Below are 20625 nucleotides of genomic sequence, written 5' to 3'. Positions count from 1 at the left end.
GATATGCACCTCGTTTGTCCGGAACCCCTGACTCCATGATCGACATCGGTTTGAACCTGACCAGCAGCCAGTTCGCAGGCGAACAAGCCGACCTGGTGGAACGCGCGCGCGCCGCCGGGGTGGAAGCCCTGATCCTGACCGGCACCGATCTGGCCGGCAGCCGCGAAAGTGCCGCATTGGCCGCCCGCTGGCCCGGTTACTGCTTCTCCACCGCCGGGGTACATCCCCATGATGCCAAAAGCGTCAATGAGGCGACCCTGCCCGCCCTGCGGGAACTGGCGGCCCTGCCCCAGGTGGTGGCTATCGGCGAGTGCGGTCTCGACTACAACCGGGATTTCTCCCCCCGCCCGGTGCAGGATGCGGTGTTTGACGCCCAGCTGGCGCTCGCCGCCGAGCTCGGGATGCCGGTGTTTCTGCACTGCCGCGATGCCCATGACAAATTCGTCGAGATCCTGCGCCCCTGGTTGCCCCGCCTGCCGGGGGCCGTGCTGCACTGCTTCACCGGCTCCGACGCCGAGCTGGACGAGTGCCTGGCGCTGGGGCTGCATATCGGGGTGACCGGCTGGCTCTGTGACGAGCGCCGTGGCCAGCTGCTGCGCGAGCAGGTGGCCCGCATTCCGGCGGGTCGCCTGATGATAGAGACGGACGCCCCCTACCTAGTGCCGCGGGATCTGAAACCCAGGCCCAAACGCAACGAACCCGCTTTTTTGCCGCACATCGCCCAGGTGGTGGCGGCCTGCCGTGGTGAAGCGCCCGAGGCCTTGCTGGCCCATACCCGGGCCACCTCCGCCGCATTCTTCCAACTTCCGCTTTTGGAGTGATTCATGGCCACAACTCTTCCGGGGGCCTTCCCGGGCCGTCGCCTGCGCCGGGTGCGCAAACATGACTTCAGCCGCCGCCTGGTGCGCGAGAACGTACTGACCGTCGACGATCTCATCTATCCCGTGTTCGTGCTGGAGGGGGAGGGTCAGCGAGAGGCCGTTGCCTCCATGCCGGGGGTGGACAGGCTCTCCATCGATCTGCTGCTCGAAGAGGCCGCCGAACTGGTGGCCCTGGGTGTGCCGGCGGTGGCCCTGTTCCCGGTGACGCCGCTGGAGAGAAAGAGTCTGATGGCGGAAGAGGCTTACAACCCGGATGCCCTGGCCCAGCGGGCGACCCGTGCCCTCAAGGCTCGCTTCCCGGAGCTCGGGGTCATCACCGATGTGGCGCTCGACCCCTTCACCACCCATGGCCAGGACGGCATCATCGATGACGAAGGCTATGTGCAGAACGACATCACCACCGAGATCCTGGTGAAGCAGGCGCTCTCCCATGCCGCCGCCGGGGCCGACATGGTGGCACCGTCCGACATGATGGACGGCCGCATCGGTGCCATCCGCGCGGCGCTGGAGGAGAATGGCTTCGTCAACGTGCAGATCATGGCCTACTCCGCCAAGTACGCCTCCCACTACTACGGCCCGTTCCGCGATGCGGTGGGCTCCGCCGCCAACCTCGGCAAGAGCAACAAGGCCACCTACCAGATGGACCCGGCCAACGGCAACGAAGCCCTGCACGAGGTGGCCCTCGACATCGCCGAAGGGGCGGACAGCGTGATGGTCAAGCCGGGCATGCCCTATCTGGACATCATCCGCCGGGTGAAGGATCAGTTCGGCGTGCCAACCTTCGCCTATCAGGTGAGCGGCGAGTACGCCATGCACATGGCGGCGATCCAGAATGGCTGGCTCAAGGAGAAAGAGTGCGTGATGGAATCCCTGCTCTGCTTCAAGCGGGCCGGGGCCGATGGCATCCTCACCTACTTCGCCAAGCGGGTCGCCCAGTGGTTGAAAGAGGACGCCCGACGCTGAGGCGGGGAGTGTCCATGCCCTCACAATGCCGGCCCTCGGGCCGGCATTGTCGTCTCTGGCAGATGAAGTGCTGGTTTTATGAACAAAATGCCTGAAAAAGTGGGCAACAAGCCCGTCTCTTGGCGGCAAAGGCTTGATAAATGGGGTTTCTGCCTACATCTTAGATGGTCCAAGCAGGCTTCTGGACGGCAGGGGCTGCAGAGCATTTAGAGGTACCGCAGATGACTAACCCTTTGCTGACAATGGACTCGCTGCCTCCCTTCAGCCAGATCCAGCCCGATCAGGTGCAACCTGCCGTGACGCAGGCCATCGCCGATTGCAAACAGAAGATTGAGGATGTGCTGGCCCAGAAGGAGCCTCACACCTGGGACAGCCTGATCGCCCCGCTGGAAGAGGTCAACGACCGCCTCTCCCGGATCTGGTCCCCCATCAGCCACCTCAACGCCGTGCAGAACAGCGAGGCGCTGCGGGCGGCTCACGATGCTTGCCTGCCGCTGCTTTCCGAATTCCAGACCTATGTCGGTCAGCATGAAGGGCTCTATCAAGCCTATCTGGCCCTCTCCGAGAGCGATGACTTCCCCCGGCTGGATGATGCCCAGCGCAAGGAGATCCTGAACACCCTGCGCGATTTCCGCCTCTCCGGCATCGGTCTGCCTGCCGAGGCGCAGCAGCGTTACGGCGAGATCCAGGCCCGCCTCTCGGAGCTTGCCTCCCGTTTCAGCAACAACGTGCTGGACGCGACCCAGGGCTGGCACAAGCTGGTGACCGACGAGGCCGAGCTGGCTGGTCTGCCCGCGAGCGCCCAGGCTGCCGCGCGCCAGATGGCCGAACTCAAGGGCAAGGAGGGGTGGCTGTTCACCCTGGACATCCCCTCCTACCTGCCGGTGATGATGTATGCCGACAGCCGCGCCCTGCGTGCCGAGCTGTATGAGGCCTTCACCACCCGCGCCTCCGACCAGGGCCCCAACGCTGGCAAGTGGGACAACTCCGCCATCATGACCGAGTTGCTCACCCTGCGCCGGGAGCTGGCCCGACTGCTGGGCTTTGCCAACTATGCCGAACTCTCCCTCGCGACCAAGATGGCGGACAAGCCGGAGCAGGTGGTGGAGTTCCTCACCGACCTGGCTGCCAAGTCCCTGCCCCAAGGCAAGGCGGAGCTGGAGGAGATCCGCGCCTTTGCCGCCGAGCAGCACGGTCAGGACGAACTGGCGGCCTGGGATCTTGCCTATTACGCAGAAAAGCTCAAACAGCACAAGTTTTCGGTCTCTGATGAGCAGTTGCGTCCTTATTTCCCCGCCGGTCGGGTCGTGAAGGGGCTGTTCGAGGTGGTCAAGCGGGTGTTCGGCATGAAGGTGCGCGAGCGTCTCGGCATCGACACCTGGCACCCGGACGTGCGCTTCTACGACATCTTTGACGCCGATGACGAGCTGCGCGGCAGCTTCTACCTGGATCTCTACGCCCGCGAGCACAAGCAGGGCGGCGCCTGGATGGATGTCTGCCTGGGTCGCCGCTACCGTCAGGACGGCTCCCTGCAAAAGCCGGTGGCCTACCTGACCTGCAACTTCAACGGCCCGGTGGACGGCAAACCGGCCCTGTTCACCCACAACGAAGTGGTCACCCTGTTCCACGAGTTCGGCCACGGCATTCACCACATGCTGACCCGCATCGATGTGGCCGGCGTGGCCGGCATCAACGGCGTGGCCTGGGATGCGGTGGAGCTGCCGAGCCAGTTCCTCGAGAACTGGTGCTGGGAATCCGAGGCGCTGGCCTTCATCTCCGGCCATTACGAGACCGGGGAGCCGCTGCCCGCCGATCTGCTGGAGAAGATGCTGACCGCCCGCAACTTCCAGGCGGCGATGCAGATGCTGCGCCAGCTGGAGTTCGCCCTGTTCGACTTCCGTCTGCACCAGACCTTTGACCCGACCAGAGCGGATCAGATCCCTGCGCTGCTGGATGAGGTGCGCAGCCAGGTCGCCGTGATGACGCCTCCGGCGTTCAACCGCTTCCAGCACAGCTTCTCCCACATCTTCGCGGGCGGCTACGCGGCGGGCTACTACAGCTACAAGTGGGCCGAGGTACTCTCTGCCGACGCCTTCTCCCGCTTCGAGGAGGAGGGGATCTTCAACCCGGCCACGGGCCACTCCTTCCTGAAGAACATTCTGGAAAAGGGCGGCTCCAGGGAGCCGATGGAGCTGTTCCGTGCCTTCCGTGGCAGGGAGCCCCAGGTGGATGCGCTGCTGCGTCACAGCGGTATCGCCGCGTGAGGTCCCGCCGCCACAGTGAGCCTCGATTGGATGAGCTGCCGCGCCACTGCGGGAGCTTCAAGCAGGTACACATTTGCGGCATAGTGGGATCGAAACGTGATTTTTGATAGAAAAAGGGACCTTTTGGTCCCTTTTTCCAAGCCTTTTTAATATCTTGCCGAGTGCATGTTTGCACTGTCCCCGCCTCTTCAGTAGAGTCGGGTTCTACCTTCCAGGGAGAGAAAGAACCTTGCCATGAGGCGAGCACTCGAGTCTGTCTATCAAATCATCTCCAGCCTGTCTCATTCGAGTGGTCAGGGATATTTTGATGCCTTTGTGAGTGAAATCGCCAACGCGGTGGGGGCTGACTTCGTCCTGGTGTCCGGCAAGGATCAGGCGGGTCTGTTCTTTACCGTGCATGCCGCCTATCCCGCCTCCCTCGACATCAACTCCTACAGCTTCCCCCTCGCCGACACTCCGGGCGAGATCGCCATGCAACAGGGTGAAGCCTGGTTCAGTGATCGCACCCGCCAGCTGTTCCCCCACGCCGCCGTGCTGGAGCGCTGCGAGGTGAGAGCCTATGCCGGCGTCGCGCTCAAGAACGCCGAGGGAGAGACCATCGGCCTGTGCAGCGTCATGTTCAAGCGGGCCATGCCGAGAATGGAGAAGATAGTGGGCCTGCTGCGTCTGCTGGCCCCGCTCGCCGGTCGTGAACTGGCGCTGATGTATCAGCAGCGCCAGAGCCAGGAGCAGCCGGCGCAACCGGAACATCACCACTTCCTGGACACCATGATGTCCCATGCGCCCGTGGGCATCGGCAAGGTGGATCTGGGCGGCAAGATCCTCTGGGCGAACCCGGCCATCGAGAAGATGCTCGGCTACAGCCAGGAAGAGCTGCAACAGCTCACCGTCGCCGAAATCAACCATCCGGACGACTGGCAGACCAGCATTGCGCTCTACGACGCCCTCAAGCGGGGAGAGCGTCCCGCGTTTACTCAGGAGAAGCGTTATCTCCATCGGGATGGGACCGTCCTGTGGGGGCGGGTGACGGTGACCCTGATCCGCAACGAGCAGATGCACCCCGACTATCTCATGGTGGTGCTGGAGAACATCGATCCCATCAGGCGCCATGCGGAGCAGCTCAAGCTCTCCCACCGGGTCTATGACAACCTCTCCGAAGCCATTCTGGTGTGCGATGCCGACAGTCGCATCATCTCGGTCAATCCGGCCTTCGAGAAGATCACCGGTTACAGCGAGGAGGAGGCGTGTGGCCAGCGGCCCAGCATGCTCAAGTCCGGACTGCACGATCAGACCTTCTATGCGGACATGTACCACGCCCTGGAGCGGGTGGGGATCTGGCGTGGGGAGGTGTGGAACAAGCGCAAGAACGGCAAGCTTTATCCCCAGCAGCTGATGATCAGCGCCGTGCGGGAAGGGGGCAAGATCAGTCAGTACATCGCCATCTTCAGCGATCTTTCCCAGACCAAGCTGGCGGAGCAGAAGATCGCCGCCCAGGCCAACTACGACAACCTCACCGGCCTGCCCAACCGCTGGCTGTTCGGTCGCTGTCTGGCCCGCTTCTGCGAGCGGGGGGAGCGCTTCGCCCTCATGGTGCTCGACCTCAACAACTTCAAGGCGGTCAACAACAGCATGGATCACCATGTGGGCGACGCCCTGCTGCGGGAAGTATCGGATCGGCTGGTGAGCCGGGTGCGCACCGAGGACCTGGTGGCCCGCATCGGCGGCGACGAGTTTGCCTTCCTGGTGCCCGGCATCGTCAACCGCCGTCAGGCCGAGGTGTTTGCCAAGCAGGTGATCGGCGGCTTTGCCCGCCCCTTCATGCTGGCCAACCAGCACCTCTATGTGACCGCCACCCTGGGGATCACCCTCTGTCCCAATGACGGCGGCGATAGCGACGAGCTCTTGCGCAATGCCGAGCAGGCCCTGTTCGTCGCCAAGCGCCAGGGACGCCCCCTCGGCACCTACAACGCCTCCATGCGGGAAGAGGTGAGCCAGCGCCACCAGATGCAGCACGATCTGGCGGAGGCCATCAAGCTGGGCCAGCTGACCATGGCCTACCAGCCCATCTGGGACAACCGCAGCGGCCGGGTCGCCAAGCTGGAGGCCCTGGTGCGCTGGTATCACCCCCACTGGGGTCAGGTCTCACCGGCGGATTTCATCCCGCTGGCGGAAGAGGCGGGGCTCATCCAGGGGCTGGGTGCCCTGGTGCTGTGGCAGTCTTGCCGGGATCTGGCCAGATTGCAGCAGTCCGGCTTCCCGGATCTGCAGATGTCCATCAACCGCTCCACCCTGGAGTTCCAGACCATAGACCCGGAGGCCAACGAGTGGCTCAGGGTGATCCGCCACTTCGAGCTGGATCCGGCGGACATCATCATCGAGATCACCGAATCTCTGCTGATGGAGACCAGCGATCAGCACAGGGTGCGGATCGATGCTCTGCGCGAGGCGGGCTGCAAGCTGGCCATCGACGACTTCGGCACCGGCTACTCGGCACTGAACTACCTGCGTACCTTCCCGGTGGATCTGGTGAAGATCGATCGCTCCTTCGTGCGCCATATTCCCTTCAACGAGCAGGACCGCCTGCTGCTCGACGGCATCATCAACATCGTGCACAACCTCGGCATGCAGGTGGTGATCGAAGGGGTGGAGACACGGGAGCAGCTCAACTTCCTCTGCCAGAAGGGGTGCGCCTTCACCCAGGGGTATCTGCTCAGCCGCCCGCTGCCCTTCGACGATCTGACCGAGTACCTGAGTCTCAACCGTCAGGGAATGAACTTGGCGAATCTGACCACGGTGAGCTGACCCCCCGCTTCTGCTATCATGCCGGCTTCTGCGCCGTGATGAGTCCATGTTATGCCCCATATTCAGGTTTTCAGTGAAGTGCCCGCCCGCGATGGCGAGCTCGACGCCCTGCGCCAGCGCCTTGCCGACGTGGCGTTTCCCGCTCCCTTCGCCCTGGTGCTGACCGAATCGCGGTTGGAGCTGCGCAAGCTGGACGAACCCAAGCTGGGGGCCGTCTATGTGGACTTCGTGGAAGGGGCGGTGGCCCATAGGCGCAAGTTCGGTGGCGGGCGCGGCCAGTCCATCGCCAAGGCGGTGGGATTGAAGTCGGGAGCCATGCCGACCGTGGTGGATGCCACCGCCGGGCTCGGGCGCGATGCCTTCGTGCTCGCCTCCCTCGGCTGCAAGGTGACCCTGATCGAACGCAGCCCCGTGGTGGCGGCCCTGCTCCAGGACGGTCTGACCCGGGCGGCGCAGGATCCCGAGATAGGCCCCTGGGTGCGCGAGCGGATGCAACTGCTGCAAGGCCCGGCGGTGGAGACCCTGCTGGCGCTGACCGAGCGGCCGGAGGTCATCTACCTGGATCCCATGTTCCCCCACAAGCAGAAGTCGGCGCTGGTGAAAAAAGAGATGCGGGTGTTCCAGTCCCTGGTGGGGGCGGATCTCGACGCGGATGCCCTGCTGCCGGCGGCGCTCAGGATGGCTGACAAGCGGGTGGTGGTGAAGCGGCCCGACTATGCGGGCTGGCTCAACGAGCACAAGCCCAGCATGGCCATCGAGACCAAGAGCAACCGCTTCGACGTCTATGTGATGGCGGCGCTGGCGAGTTGAGTGGCGACTGGCAGGGAGTCTGAGCGTCAAACGAAGAGGGCCAACCTGATCAGGTTGGCCCTCTTGCTATTCATTGGCTGCGGGGTGGGGCGAAGTGGATCCGCTTTTCTTCCCCTTGCCAGACGAGTTCCAGGGTTGCCAGGTCCGCCAGGCTGAGGCGCTCAGCGCGCTCCAGCAGCAGATATTCCACTCCGTCGCTGGCTTCTATGGTGCGGATCCTGTCCGCCCAGGTTCGTCCATCCCGGTCGGTGATCGTGACGGGCAGTTGCCAGCTTGCGGCGATCTCCAGCCAGTCGTACAGGTCACAGCTGACGGGTTGGTAATCGGCCATGGGGTGTGCGCCTCAGGCTTCCAGCAGCCGGGTGGACCAGCCCATCTTCTGCTGGCGTTCCACCTCGAGGCGCAGCTCGCTGGCGCGCAGGTAGTGCTCGTCCAGCCACCCCTTGGGCAGGGTCAGGGTCAGGGCATCTTCATCGGCTTGCAGCATGAACCTGGGCACAGTGCCCTGGGTCCGGCGCATGCAGAGGATGAGGGAGATGCGCAGGATGCGGGCCAGCCGGATCGCCTGGCGACCGGTGACGGCACCCTGTTTCTCCAGCGGCTCCAGCTTGAATTCATCCCGCTGGTTGAACAGCAGGGCCGACAGCAGCTTCTTCTGCGCGGGGGTGAAGCCCGGCATGTCGATGTTGTCGATGATGTAGGCGGCGTGCTGCGGCGCCTTCTTGTACTCGATGCACAGACCAATTTCGTGCAGCAGGGCCGCGTAGCGCAGGATCGGGCGGCCGTAGCGCTTGGAGAGGCGCCAGGCCGGCTGCAACTGGGTGAACGCCTCGATGGCAGTGTCGCGGACCCGCTCGGCGTGCTCCTTGTCGAGCTGGTAGCGGCTGATCAGGCTGTCGGCGGTGCGATCCCGGGCATCACAGTCGTGATTGTTGCCGAGCAGGCCGTAGATGAGCCCTTCACGCAGGGCACCGCCCGCCAGGGTCATGCTCTCGATGTCGAGGGTCTCGAAGATGGCGATCAGGATGGCGAGACCGGAGGGGAACACGGTCAGCCGTTCGGCCGCCAGCCCTTCGAGCTGCAACTGATCGAGTCTGCCGCAGGCGATGGCCTGACCCATCAGCTCTTGCAACTTGGGCAGGGTGACCCGCTCGCTCTTGCCCTGGGCCAGCATGATCTCCTGCAGCGCCTGGACGGTGCCGGAGGCGCCGACGCAGGTGCGCCAGCCGAGGACACGGTAGTCCGCAGCCACTTTCTCCAGTACCGCCTTGGCGGCGGCAATGGCCTGGTTGAAGCGCGCCTCGGAGAGCTCGCCATCACCGAAGTGGTTGTTGAGCCAGGTGACGCAGCCCATGTGTAGGCTGTTGAGCAGCTTGGCTTCGCTCTGCTCGCCGATCACCAGCTCGGTGCTGGCGCCGCCGATGTCGATCACCAGCCGATTGCCTTCCCCTGCCGACGTCCAGGAGACTCCTTCATAGATGGTCTTGGCTTCTTCCTCGCCCGAGATGATCTCGATACTGTGGTTGAGCACCCGTTCCGCTTCGCTGATGAATTCGTCGACGTTGGTGGCCAGGCGCAGGGTGGCGGTGCCCACTACCCGGATGTTGTCGGACGGGATGTCCTGCAACTGCTCGGAGAAGAGGCGCAGACAATCCCAGCCCCGCTCCATGGCGGCACGGTTGAGGCGAAAATCGGCATCGAGGCCCGCGGCGAGGCGTACCTTGCGCTTGACCTTGGTGACGGTGCGCAGGGCACCGGCGACCTCGCGCACCACCAGCATGTGAAAGCTGTTGGAGCCGAGGTCGATGGCGGCATAGAGAGGCGAGTTGTGCAACTTGGCCGATCCCTCAGTTCTTGCGGGGGGGGCGACGACGGTTGTTGCTGTTGCCACCGCCCTGGCGATCCCGCATGTTGCGGTTCACCGGCTGGCGGTTGCGGAACACCCGTTTCGGCGCGGTGACGTCATCCAGCAGCGCCTCGCGGTCATACTTGCTGACCGGGATGGGGTGGTGGATGTACTCCTCGATGGCCGGCAGGTTGAAGGCATAGTCTTCACAGGCCAGGCTGATGGAATGACCGCTTCTGCCGGCGCGGCCGGTACGACCGATGCGGTGGACATAGTCTTCGGCATCGTCGGGCAGGTCGTAGTTGAAGACGTGGGTCACGTCGGGGATGTGCAGACCACGGGCAGCCACGTCGGTGGCGACCAGGATATCCAGGGTGCCCTTGGTGAACTCTTCCAGGATCTTCATCCGCTTCTTCTGCGGCACGTCGCCGGTCAGCAGGCCGACGCGGTGGCCGTCGTTCTCCAGCCAGGCGTGAACGTCTTCACAGACGTGCTTGGTGTTGGCGAAGACGATGGCTTTCTCGGGCCACTCCTCTTCCATCAGGGAGAGCAGCAGCAACATCTTGTCTTCGTTGGAGGGGTAGAAGAGCTCCTCCTTGATCCGCACGCCGGTCATCTGTTCCGGTTCGACCTGCACATGTTCCGGGTGGTTCATGTGTTCATAGGCCAGCTCCTGCACGCGCAGGGAGAGGGTGGCGGAGAACAGCATGCTCAGACGCTCGGTGGCGGGCGGCATGCGGCGGAACAGGAAGCGGATGTCCTTGATGAAGCCGAGATCGAACATGCGATCCGCTTCGTCCAGTACCACGACCTGGATGTTGCCGAGATCGATGACCTTGGACTTGAAGTAGTCGATGATGCGACCCGTGGTGCCGATCAGGATGTCGACGCCCTGTTCCAGCACGGCCAGCTGCTTGTCGTAGCCTTCGCCACCATAGGCGAGACCGAGCTTGAGCCCGGTAGAGGCTGACATGCTCTCTGCATCGTTGTAGATCTGGACCGCCAGCTCCCGGGTCGGGGCCATGATGATGGCGCGGGGCTGGTTGATGAGGCGCGGCCTGGTCAGCGGATGGGTCAGCAAATAGTTGAATGTCGCCGCCAGGAAAGCCAGGGTTTTGCCGGTCCCCGTCTGAGCCTGACCGGCGAGGTCATGACCTTCAACCAGCAGGGGAAGGGACAGTGCCTGGATGGGCGTACAATAGTGAAATCCCTTTGATTCCAGACCAGCCAGAACTTCGGGTTCGAGGCCCATTTGGGCGAATTTTTCGGTCGTTAGATGTGTTTTGCTCATGGCGGTAGGTTATCAGGTTAGGCTTGCAATAATAAACAGGATCATTTCAAATAGGGCAACTATTGCCTTTGTTGAACCATCAATAAAGCCTTAATTACTGACTGGAGTTGGAGATGAGTGACAAGATTGTTCAGCTGAGCGATGCCAGCTTCGAGGCCGATGTAATCAACGCCGACAGCCCTGTTCTGGTCGATTTCTGGGCCGAATGGTGTGGACCGTGCAAGATGATTGCCCCGATCCTGAACGAAGTTGCTCAGGAATATGAAGGTCGCGTGACCGTGGCGAAATTGAACATCGATCATAACGCCGACACTCCGCCCAAGTACGGCATTCGTGGTATCCCGACCCTGCTGCTGTTCAAGAATGGTGAAGTGGCAGCGACCAAGGTCGGCGCCCTGTCCAAGACCCAACTGAAAGAGTTCCTGGACGGCAACCTGTAATAATCAAGAAGGAGCGCATTGCAATAATGCGCTCCTTGTGTTTTATCACCTAGACGCTCACCCTGATTGGTGCTAGTTTATCGCTCGTTTGCTAACCTTTTTGCCTGACTCTTTGCTTAACTACCAGCCTGGCAAGTCAAATCCGATCAGCATCAATCCAGCAGACTGTCTCCTCATTTCAATCCTTGCTTACAGACTTTCACCACTATGAATCTGACTGAACTTAAGAACACTCCTGTGTCCGAGCTGGTCCAGCTTGGCGAATCCATGGGGTTGGAAAATCTGGCTCGGGCGCACAAGAAAGACATTATCTTTGCAATCCTCAAGGCGCACGCCAAGGGCGGCGAGGATATCTTTGGCGACGGTGTGCTGGAAATCCTGACCGACGGTTTCGGTTTCCTGCGCAGTGCAGACGGCTCTTATCTCGCTGGTCCGGATGACATCTATGTCTCCCCGAGCCAGATCCGCCGCTTCAACCTGCGTACCGGCGATACCATTTCCGGCAAGATCCGGCCGCCGAAAGAGGGCGAGCGCTATTTCGCCCTGCTCAAGGTCAACGACGTCAACTACGACCGTCCGGAAAACTCCCGCAACAAGATCCTGTTTGAAAACCTCACTCCCCTGCACGCCAACGAGCGTCTGCGCATGGAGCGTGGCAACGGTTCCACCGAGGACATCACCGCCCGTGTACTGGATCTGGCATCCCCGATCGGCAAGGGCCAGCGCGGTCTCATCGTTGCACCGCCCAAGGCCGGTAAGACCATGCTGCTGCAGAACATCGCCCAGAGCATCGCCTACAACCACCCGGATTGTGAGCTGATCGTGCTGCTGATTGACGAGCGTCCGGAAGAAGTGACCGAGATGCAGCGGATGGTGAAGGGCGAAGTGATCGCCTCCACCTTCGACGAGCCGGCCTCCCGTCACGTCCAGGTCGCCGAAATGGTGATCGAGAAGGCCAAGCGTCTGGTCGAGCACAAGAAGGACGTGGTGATCCTGCTGGACTCCATCACCCGTCTGGCCCGCGCCTACAACACCGTCATCCCGTCTTCCGGCAAGGTGCTGACCGGTGGTGTGGACGCCAACGCCCTGCACCGTCCGAAGCGTTTCTTCGGTGCGGCGCGCAACGTCGAAGAGGGCGGCAGCCTGACCATCATCGCCACCGCGCTGATCGATACCGGCTCCAAGATGGATGAAGTCATCTACGAAGAGTTCAAGGGTACCGGCAACATGGAACTGCACCTCTCGCGCAAGATTGCCGAGAAGCGCGTCTACCCGGCCATCGACATCACCCGCTCCGGCACCCGCAAGGAAGAGCTGCTGACCGCACCGGACGAGCTGCAGAAGATGTGGATCCTGCGCAAGATCATTCACCCCATGGGCGAGATCGACAGCATCGAGTTCCTCATCGACAAGCTGGCTGCGACCAAGACCAACGACGAGTTTTTCGACTCCATGAAGCGTCAACAGAAGTAACAGCCTCTTCAATGACAAAACCGCGGCCCAGGTCGCGGTTTTTGTTTATCTATTTCACGGCTGGCTTAGTAGTATGAAGCCTCGATGTCACAAGGAAAGGGACGTCATGAAGCTGGTGTTGTTCATATGGATGGGTTGGTTGTGGCTGGCGGCCCCGGTGCATGCCGATTCCCCGCCGCAATTGCAGGCTCCCCTGGTGGCGGACGAGGGACTGGAGGGGCATCGGGCGTACCTGGACGGCCGCATGGCGCTCGGGCAGTTTGATGCCATGGACTCGTTGCTCGAGACCCTGTCGATGGGGCAGCGGGAGTTCCTGTTGTTCCAGTTGCTGGGTGAGCTCAAGTCATCGGGCGCACCGAGCCCGGCGCTGCTGGCCTGGGTGCGGGCACAAGCGGCCAAGGCGCCACAATGGCTGGTGGAAGGGAAGGTGGACGGTTTCCTGGTGCAGCTACCCGCCTATGACTTCCCCGCCGAGGCCCGGCTGGTGCTGAGCCACTGGCAGCAGCTGGCTTGGCAGGACAACTATCGCCAGTTGCTGGAGCAGGATCGCTTCGACTTCAAGCAGGTCTACTACAGCCGCAATCCCGAGCTGGCACAGCAGCAGCAGGCCCTGCTGGCGGTGCTCGATCGGCAGCCGGTATCCGTGCTGCGTCGGGAGGCGCAGCGGCTTGCCGCCCTCAATCTCTTCCTGCCGGACAACCAGTTGCTGCTGGACTTCATCGAACAGACCGGGGAGACGGCACTCTACCTCAAGCTGTGGCGTCAGCCAGTGGATCACGATAGCCTGACTGCACTGCACACCATTTCCCGCTTTTATTCAGGGCAGGAGGCGAGCGATCTGCTGATCGCCGCCAGCCAGAACAGCCGCCTGATGGTCCCCGCCCTGCACCAGCTCAGCCGCCTCTCCCCCTTGCCGGACGGGGCCCAGCAGTTCCTCCTGGCCGAACTCGGCAAGCACCAGTATGGCGGGCTGGTGGCCGGCCTGTTGTTGCAGATGGACGAGCCCAGGCTCCTGGGTCAATTGGCAAACCGGCTGACGCTTCAGGAGCGGCGACACGCCTCGTCCGTCATGAGGTTCGATACGGGTACACCGGATACGCCGCCAGGGTTATAATGCGGGACCACCTGATCCCGCTGGGGTACTTGCATGAAATACAAGGACTTGCGTGATTTTATCGCGCAGTTGGAACAAAACGGACAGCTCAGGCGCATCAGTCACGAGATAGACCCCTATCTGGAGATGACCGAGATCAGCGACCGCACCCTGCGGGCGGGCGGGCCTGCCCTGCTGTTTGAAAATCCCAAGGGCTACACCATGCCGGTGTTGACCAACCTGTTCGGTACGCCGGACCGGGTTGCCATGGGCATGGGCCAGCCCAACGTCAGCGCCCTGCGCCAGGTGGGGACCTGGCTCTCCTACCTGAAAGAGCCGGAGCCGCCTCGCGGGCTCAAGGAGCTGATGGAGAAGCTGCCCATCTTCAAGCAGGTGCTCAACATGCCGACCAAGCGGCTCTCTTCGGCCCCCTGTCAGCAGGTGGTGCTGGAAGGGGACGCGGTGGATCTGGATCAGATCCCCATCCAGCACTGCTGGCCCGGGGATGTGGCGCCCCTGGTCACCTGGGGTCTGACCATCACCCGCGGTCCCTACAAGAAGCGACAGAACCTCGGCATCTATCGCCAGCAAAAGATCGGCAAGAACAAGCTGATCATGCGCTGGCTGGATCACCGGGGTGGCGCCATCGATTTTCGCGAGTGGCAGGAGGCCCACCCGGGCGAACGCTTCCCGGTGGCGGTGGCGCTGGGCGCCGATCCGGCGACCATCCTGGGCGCGGTGACGCCGGTGCCGGACAGCCTCTCCGAATACGCCTTTGCCGGTCTGCTGCGGGGTAGCCGTACCGAGGTGGTGAAGGCGCTGAGCTGCGATCTGGAAGTGCCCGCCAGCGCCGAGATCGTGCTGGAAGGCTATCTGGAGCCGGGGGAGATGGCCCCCGAAGGGCCTTACGGCGATCACACCGGCTACTACAACGAAGTGGACGAGTTCCCGGTCTTCACCATCACCCACATGACCATGCGCCGGGATGCCATCTACCACAGCACCTACACCGGCCGTCCGCCCGATGAGCCGGCGGTGCTCGGGGTGGCGCTCAACGAGGTGTTCGTGCCGCTGTTGCAGAAGCAGTTCCCCGAGATAGTGGATTTCTACCTGCCGCCGGAGGGGTGCTCCTACCGGATGGCGGTGGTGACCATCAAGAAGCGTTACCCTGGCCACGCCAAGCGGGTGATGCTGGGAGTCTGGTCCTTCCTGCGCCAGTTCATGTACACCAAGTTCGTGATCGTCTGCGATGACGACATCAACGCCCGCGACTGGAAGGACGTGATCTGGGCCATCACCACCCGGATGGACCCGGCTCGGGACACCACCCTGATCGAGCACACCCCCATCGACTACCTGGACTTCGCCTCGCCGGTCTCCGGGCTCGGCTCCAAGATGGGGCTGGATGCCACCAACAAGTGGCCGGGGGAGAGCAACCGGGAGTGGGGTCAGCCCATCGTCCAGGACGAGGCGGTAAAGCAGAAGATCGATGCCATCTGGGACGAGCTGAAGATCCTCGACTGAGGGATCCCCGATGCGGCGCGGCCATTGTGACGCAAAAGTGCGGTATTGCCGTGCCGAATTGGGTATGCTCGACGGACCTGACCACCAACTGGTCGCCATAAAAACAGTGAAACCATGAGCGAAGCGGGCCGGGCAGGCCCCTCACAAGGACAAGAATGCAACGTATCAAGTGCCGCGTAGAGGAACTGCGCGAATATGTCGACACCATCTGGCACGTGGCGCTGGCGCCGCAGCAGGAGGTGAGCTTCAAGCCGGGCCAGTATCTGCTGGTGGTGATGAGCGATTCGGACAAGCGCCCCTTCTCCATCGCCAACTCGCCGACCCGCTCCGGCGTGCTGGAGCTGCAGATCGGTGCCACTCCCGAGAATGCCTATGCCGGTCAGGTGCTGGCCCGCATGCGCGAGCAGGGAGAGATCGAGGTCGAGCTGGCCGCCGGCAAGGCGTTCCTGCGCGACGAATCCCCCCGACCGCTGATCCTGATGGCGGGAGGCACCGGCTTCTCCTATGCCCGCGCCATCCTGGAATACCTGATCGGCAGCGGCAGCAAGCGTCCGGTGTTCCTCTACTGGGGGGTACGCCAGGCGCACTGGCTCTACGAGCTGGAGCAGATGCAGCAGTGGGAGCGCGACTATGCGCCGCTGACCTTCATTCCCGTGGTGCAGGAGCCCGAGAGCGACTGGACCGGCAGGACCGGGCTGGTGCACAAGGCCATCATGGATGACTTCGTCAGCCTGCATGACTACGACATCTATGTGGCGGGCCGCTTCGAGATGGCCGGTGCCGCGCGGGAAGAGTTCAAGGTGCTGGGCGCCGAGCCCGAGCGCATCTTCGGCGATGCCTACGAGTTTATCTGACCACGGCCAACCGCAGAGCGTCGATCTGCCCCCTTATCGTCTTGCGAGAGAAGGGGGGATGAGAAACTCGTTGTCCCCATAAAAACGACAAACCCCAGCCTGGCTGGGGTTTGTGCTATCTACGGCGGGTCACGCCGGATCATTCGCCCTTGGCAGCGAGCTGCTGCTCGAGCTGGGCCAGCTTGGCCTCGAGGGCGGTCAGCTTCTCCCGGGTGCGCAGCAGCACCTTGGTCTGCACGTCGAACTCCTCGCGGCTCACCAGATCCAGCTTGTTGAGCTGGGCCTGCAAGACCTGACGGGTCTTTTTCTCCACCTCTTCACCCATGCTGCGAATGCCGGGGGGCAGGGCGTTGTGTATCTGTTTGGCGATCTCTTCCAGTTTTTTCGGGTCGATCATGGGGGTCTCCTTAAGCAATGGCGCCATTCTACCGACAAATCGTCCCCTTTGCCGAGATCGGGGCGGCTTTTTGCGCCATGGATCCCATCGGGCTCTGGTCGGGTCTGGTTGATGCACCCTGGCTGCTACCCTGTGACACCGGGAATCAATTCCAATTCCTTGATGGTGTACACAAAAAAATCAGATCAGATGACTGACCAGAGGCTTATTAATTGTTGCGTTGCTGTTAATATGATTCGGTCGGGTTTGAACCCTACCCCGTCAGGCTCATCATGGATAACAACATAAAAGAGATAAGGATATGAAGAAAAAGCTAATTTACGCGGCCGTCGTCAGTGCGCTGCTGAGCGGTTGTGGTGGCAGTGACGACAACACAGGCGATACCTCAAGCTATCTCGATTATCTGCTGAGCGGCTCCAATGCAGTCCGACCCAGCGCCCTGGCAGCCCGTGCGACCGACGGTACCCTGAAATTCTCCACGGAAACGGCGGATCTCTCCAACCCGGTGTCCGCCCTCTCCACCCTGGATGGCTGGTCGACTACCCAGGCGATCCAGATAGTGCCGGTGACGGCCTCCGGCATCCAGGTCAAGGCGCCGGCCGCTGCTGAATTCGCAGCCTCCGTGGCACCCCTCTACCTGATGGAGCTGGAGTTTGACAGTGCGGCCCTGCGTCCGAGCGGCGTGAAAAAGGTGCTGACCTACGGAGTGGACTTCGTGGTGGCTGAGACGACCGGCAAGCTGAATCTGGTGCCGCTCAAGCCGCTCAACCCCTCTTCCTACTACATGATAGTGGCGACCGATACCCTCAAAGACAGCACGGGTGCCCCCCTGCGACCGGGGAGCGACTACAGCAACTACAAGACCAGCACCGGCAGCAACGCCCAGGAGCAGACCATCAGCGGCCTGATTGCGCTGCAGGAAGGGCTGTTCAAGGCTGCCACCGGCATCACCAGCGATCACGTGATCTTCTCCGACTGGTTCGGTACCCAGTCCGGCGCCGACGTGCTGGTGGCGGTGAAAGGGGCGGCCGCATCCGTGCTCAAGAGCCCGACCCTGGACGCCGCCGCTCTGTGGAAGCAGGACGCCCTGGGCAATACCAGCCTGCCTGGCACCTATACCCTGTCGGTGAGCGGCGGCAGCCCCTTCCTGACCCAGCTGGACGCCGAGAACTTCCTGCCCCAGGAGCAGAAGGATGCGATTGCCGCCGCTTTTGGTGACGGCACTCCACTCCACAATCTGGCCTTGGGCACCACCGTCTACAGCGGCACCGTCAAGCTGCCCTACTTCCTCTCCTCCCCGGCCACCGCCGGCTCCTGGGACAAGGCGAAGACCCAGTCCTGGCACGGTGCCATCCCCAGCCTCTACGCCATCGCGAACGCCCTGAAGGCCCAGGATGCCGAAGTGATCGGCGGCCTGGTGGGGGCGGGTGTGGATCCGGCCCTGCTGGGCGAACTCATCGCCGATCCGAGCCGCCAGGCCGAGCTGCTGGCGGAGGCGAGCAAGTTGATCGGGGTGACCCTCACCTCCGGCGGCAAGGCGCTGGATCCCGAGATGAATATCGGGCGCTTCAACCCGCTGCCGGCATTGGAAGAGGTGCAGTCCGTCCCGATGCGGATCTTCGCCGCCGCACCGCTGGCGAACATCACCGACGTGATCATCTATCAGCACGGCGTCACCTCCGTGAAGGAGAACGCCTACGCCCTGGCCCTTGGCCAGATTGGTGCCGGTGCCCAGGCGAGCAAGAACGTGGCCGTGGTGGTGATCGATCATCCGTTGCACGGTGAACGCGGCTTCGCCCTGACCGGCAGCATGGACTCGGTGACCACCTCCGACAACCCGACCCCCTACCTGAACCTGAGCTACCTGACCGTGGCCCGCGACAACCTGAAACAGAGCGTGGCGGATCTGCTGGGCCTGCGTCTGGCGGTGGGGCTGGCAAATGCCAAGGGGGCTATCGGCACTGCTGGCAGCCTCAAGGTACACTTCCTGGGTCACTCTCTGGGTGCCATCGCGGGGGCCAACCTGCTGGCGGTGGCCAACCAGTCTGTTGGCAACCCGACGGCAGACGCCCTGTTCAAGTTCGACACTGGCGGCCTGGCCATGCCGGGTGGCGGCATAGCGCCGCTGTTGCTGAACTCGCCGACTTTCGGCCCGACCATCCAGATGAGCGTGCTGACCGCTGGCAGTGCGGCCCTGAAGGCAGCCTTCACCGCCTACGCCCCGAACTGCAAGACGGCGGTGCCGACCTGCTTCGTCAACGAGTTCCTGCCGAGCCAGGATGCGGCCACCCAGGCCACGGCGGCCAGCACCCTGCAGAGCTACAGCTTCGCGGCGCAGTCGGTGCTGGATTCGGCAGACCCCATCAACCTGGGGAGCGGTATCGCGGCGGACTTCCCGCTGTTTGCCACCGAAATCGTCGGCGACGGCGCCCTGAGCCTGTCGGATCGAGTGATCCCGAACAGCATCGCCACCGCCCCCCTGGGTGGCACAGAGCCGCTGTTCAAGGTCCTGGCCCTGCAACCGCTGACCGCCACCGGCGCCGCCAACCACAGAGCGGCCCGCTTCGTGGCCGGGGGTCACAGCTCGCTGCTGGCACCGGACGAGAACTTCGATCCGACCGGCGCCGTCACCACCGAGATGCAGACCCAGTTCGGCAGCTTCTTCGCAAGCGGCGGTACCGCGGTCAAGGTGACCGACGGCAGCCTGCTCAAGCAGTAAGCCGGCCGACCAATAAAAACGCCGCCCCTTGGGGCGGCGTTTTTTTATGGCAAATCGGCTCAGGCTGGCCTGTGGCGCCTGTCCAGCCAGCCTTGGGCAAGACCGATCAGCAGGCCCGCCAGGTGAGCCATGTTGGTGGTCGCTTTGGTTGCCGAGCCGTTGCCGGCAACCAGGCCTCACCCCGGCCTGTGGTGTCTGTCCAGCCAGCCCTGGGCAAGGCCGACCAGCAGGCCCGCCGGTGAGCTATGTTGGTGGTCGCTATGGTTGCCGAGCCGTTGCCGGAACCAGGCGTCACCCCGGCCTGTGGTGTCTGTCCAGCCAGCCTTGGGCAAGGCCGACCAGCAGGCCCGCCAGGTGAGCTATGTTGGTGGTCGCTTTGGTTGCCGAGCAGTTGCCGGCAACCAGGCCTCACCCCGGCCTGTGGTGCCTGTCCAGCCAGCCTTGGGCAAGACCGACCAGCAGGCCGACCAAATGGGCCATGTTGGCGGTGGGGGTGCCGAGCATGTCCAGGAAGCCGAGCACCAGCCAGACCAGCATGAAGCCCATCAGGGCTGGCGGCATGGCGAGGCCGCAATCCGGTTGCAGCCTGGTTCGCAGCCAGCTGTAGCCGAGCAGGGCATAGACCACCCCGGAGAGGCCGCCAAAGCGCGGGCCGCTGGCAAAGAACTCGGCGATATTGGGCAGGGCAGCCCCGACGATGAGCAGGATGAACAGCTTGCCGCTGCCAAGGCGCTGCTCGATCTGACCACCGAGATACCACCACCACAACAGGTTGAACACCAGGTGCAGCACCGAGAAGTGGATGAAGGCCGGAGTGACGTAGCGCCAGGCCTGCCAGTCGGTGAACTGGGCCAGGGTGGGGTGGAAGGCGAGCTCGTCGAAGATGGGCAGGCCGATGGCATCCAGAGCGTAGATGGCCAGGCAGGCGATGATGACCACCAGGGTCAGAGGGCCCGCCTGGTGGAGGAAGTCGGTGACCGGATCCGTCATCCCCTTGCTGTAGTCGATCCGGGCATCGGCATGGCCGGATTGCCAGGAGGCCTCCATGTAGCGGGGATGATTGGGTTCGCTCAGGAAGCGTTTGACCTCCTGCTGGGCCTGGGCGAGGCGCCGTTCGTCCGCCAGCCAGACCGAGACGCCGAGCTCGGACTGGGTCAGCTCGCACGGAATGCCCAGGGTAGCGAGATAATCCACCAGCGCCTGGGCCATGCGGGCGTCGCCCAGCACCAGCAGTTGGATCATGCCGGTCGAGGAGGAGCGACCCGCCT

General features: G+C 63.0%; 16 protein-coding genes. 11 read left to right on the top strand and 5 right to left on the bottom strand.

Translation table 11 applies throughout. From position 1 onward, the window contains the following. The first annotated feature begins 35 nt into the window (after nucleotides 1-35). The 5 genes from AB5Y70_RS07450 (at nucleotide 36) to AB5Y70_RS07430 (ending at nucleotide 7720) form a co-directional block, all read left to right on the top strand. Nucleotides 36-821, top strand: coding sequence for a TatD family hydrolase (locus AB5Y70_RS07450; RefSeq protein ID WP_049636359.1), 786 nt, complete (start codon nucleotides 36-38; stop codon nucleotides 819-821). A 3-nt stretch (nucleotides 822-824) separates the two neighbouring features. Further along, nucleotides 825-1844 (top strand): porphobilinogen synthase, encoded by a 1020-nt coding sequence (gene hemB / locus AB5Y70_RS07445; protein ID WP_039041081.1) that lies wholly within the window; start codon nucleotides 825-827, stop codon nucleotides 1842-1844. A gap of 221 nt (nucleotides 1845-2065) precedes the next feature. After that, the gene (gene prlC / locus AB5Y70_RS07440; protein ID WP_043155404.1) at nucleotides 2066-4108 is read left to right on the top strand and encodes an oligopeptidase A; all 2043 of its coding nucleotides are present in this window, start codon (nucleotides 2066-2068) and stop codon (nucleotides 4106-4108) included. 234 nt (nucleotides 4109-4342) lie between these two features. Beyond that, nucleotides 4343-6910 carry a bifunctional diguanylate cyclase/phosphodiesterase gene (locus tag AB5Y70_RS07435; RefSeq protein ID WP_043155406.1) on the top strand — a complete coding sequence of 856 codons (2568 nt, stop codon included), beginning with the start codon at nucleotides 4343-4345 and terminating at the stop codon, nucleotides 6908-6910. Nucleotides 6911-6970: 60 nt separating this feature from the next. Then, nucleotides 6971-7720, top strand: a complete 750-nt coding sequence (locus tag AB5Y70_RS07430; protein WP_043155446.1) for a class I SAM-dependent methyltransferase — start codon at nucleotides 6971-6973, stop codon at nucleotides 7718-7720. Nucleotides 7721-7790: 70 nt separating this feature from the next. Here the strand turns inward: AB5Y70_RS07430 and AB5Y70_RS07425 are convergent, their stop codons facing one another. Genes AB5Y70_RS07425 through rhlB form a run of 3 tightly spaced genes read right to left on the bottom strand, consistent with a single transcriptional unit; the run spans nucleotide 7791 to nucleotide 10857 of the window. Beyond that, nucleotides 7791-8051 carry a Rho-binding antiterminator gene (locus AB5Y70_RS07425; protein WP_041214156.1) on the bottom strand — a complete coding sequence of 87 codons (261 nt, stop codon included), beginning with the start codon at nucleotides 8049-8051 and terminating at the stop codon, nucleotides 7791-7793. Nucleotides 8052-8063: 12 nt separating this feature from the next. Next, nucleotides 8064-9554: a guanosine-5'-triphosphate,3'-diphosphate diphosphatase gene (gene gppA / locus AB5Y70_RS07420; protein ID WP_049636360.1), complete on the bottom strand. Its 1491-nt coding sequence runs from the start codon at nucleotides 9552-9554 to the stop codon at nucleotides 8064-8066. 13 nt (nucleotides 9555-9567) lie between these two features. After that, a complete protein-coding gene (gene rhlB, locus AB5Y70_RS07415) occupies nucleotides 9568-10857 on the bottom strand; it encodes an ATP-dependent RNA helicase RhlB (RefSeq protein ID WP_049636361.1) in 1290 nt (429 codons plus the stop codon). Between the two features lie 113 nt (nucleotides 10858-10970). On the opposite strand from rhlB, the gene trxA reads away from it, so the two are divergent. The 5 genes from trxA to fre all read left to right on the top strand — a co-directional run bounded on the left by trxA (nucleotide 10971) and on the right by fre (nucleotide 16241). Further along, the gene (trxA, locus tag AB5Y70_RS07410) at nucleotides 10971-11297 is read left to right on the top strand and encodes a thioredoxin TrxA (protein ID WP_010672369.1); all 327 of its coding nucleotides are present in this window, start codon (nucleotides 10971-10973) and stop codon (nucleotides 11295-11297) included. 207 nt (nucleotides 11298-11504) lie between these two features. Continuing rightward, nucleotides 11505-12770, top strand: a complete 1266-nt coding sequence (gene rho / locus AB5Y70_RS07405; protein ID WP_010672370.1) for a transcription termination factor Rho — start codon at nucleotides 11505-11507, stop codon at nucleotides 12768-12770. Between the two features lie 106 nt (nucleotides 12771-12876). Continuing rightward, nucleotides 12877-13884 (top strand): hypothetical protein, encoded by a 1008-nt coding sequence (locus AB5Y70_RS07400; protein WP_368175979.1) that lies wholly within the window; start codon nucleotides 12877-12879, stop codon nucleotides 13882-13884. Between the two features lie 33 nt (nucleotides 13885-13917). Next, on the top strand, nucleotides 13918-15387 hold the full coding sequence (gene ubiD / locus AB5Y70_RS07395) for a 4-hydroxy-3-polyprenylbenzoate decarboxylase (protein WP_049636363.1): 1470 nt from the start codon (nucleotides 13918-13920) through the stop codon (nucleotides 15385-15387). A 155-nt stretch (nucleotides 15388-15542) separates the two neighbouring features. After that, entirely contained in the window at nucleotides 15543-16241 is a 699-nt protein-coding gene (fre, locus tag AB5Y70_RS07390; protein WP_010672373.1) for an NAD(P)H-flavin reductase, read from the top strand. A gap of 139 nt (nucleotides 16242-16380) precedes the next feature. Here the strand turns inward: fre and AB5Y70_RS07385 are convergent, their stop codons facing one another. Then, nucleotides 16381-16638, bottom strand: coding sequence for an accessory factor UbiK family protein (locus AB5Y70_RS07385; RefSeq protein ID WP_010672374.1), 258 nt, complete (start codon nucleotides 16636-16638; stop codon nucleotides 16381-16383). A gap of 301 nt (nucleotides 16639-16939) precedes the next feature. On the opposite strand from AB5Y70_RS07385, the gene AB5Y70_RS07380 reads away from it, so the two are divergent. Further along, nucleotides 16940-19357 (top strand): VolA/Pla-1 family phospholipase, encoded by a 2418-nt coding sequence (locus tag AB5Y70_RS07380; RefSeq protein ID WP_042864705.1) that lies wholly within the window; start codon nucleotides 16940-16942, stop codon nucleotides 19355-19357. 408 nt (nucleotides 19358-19765) lie between these two features. Here AB5Y70_RS07380 and glpG read toward each other — a convergent pair whose 3' ends face one another. After that, nucleotides 19766-20599, bottom strand: a complete 834-nt coding sequence (gene glpG, locus AB5Y70_RS07375; RefSeq protein WP_049636383.1) for a rhomboid family intramembrane serine protease GlpG — start codon at nucleotides 20597-20599, stop codon at nucleotides 19766-19768. Nucleotides 20600-20625 lie beyond the last annotated feature (26 nt).

Origin of the sequence: Aeromonas sp. s1(2024), assembly GCF_040908005.1 — a bacterium.
Lineage (GTDB): Bacteria > Pseudomonadota > Gammaproteobacteria > Enterobacterales > Aeromonadaceae > Aeromonas > Aeromonas caviae.
Note: the sequence above shows the minus strand (reverse complement) of the source record. Positions and strands in the feature narration are given on the sequence as shown.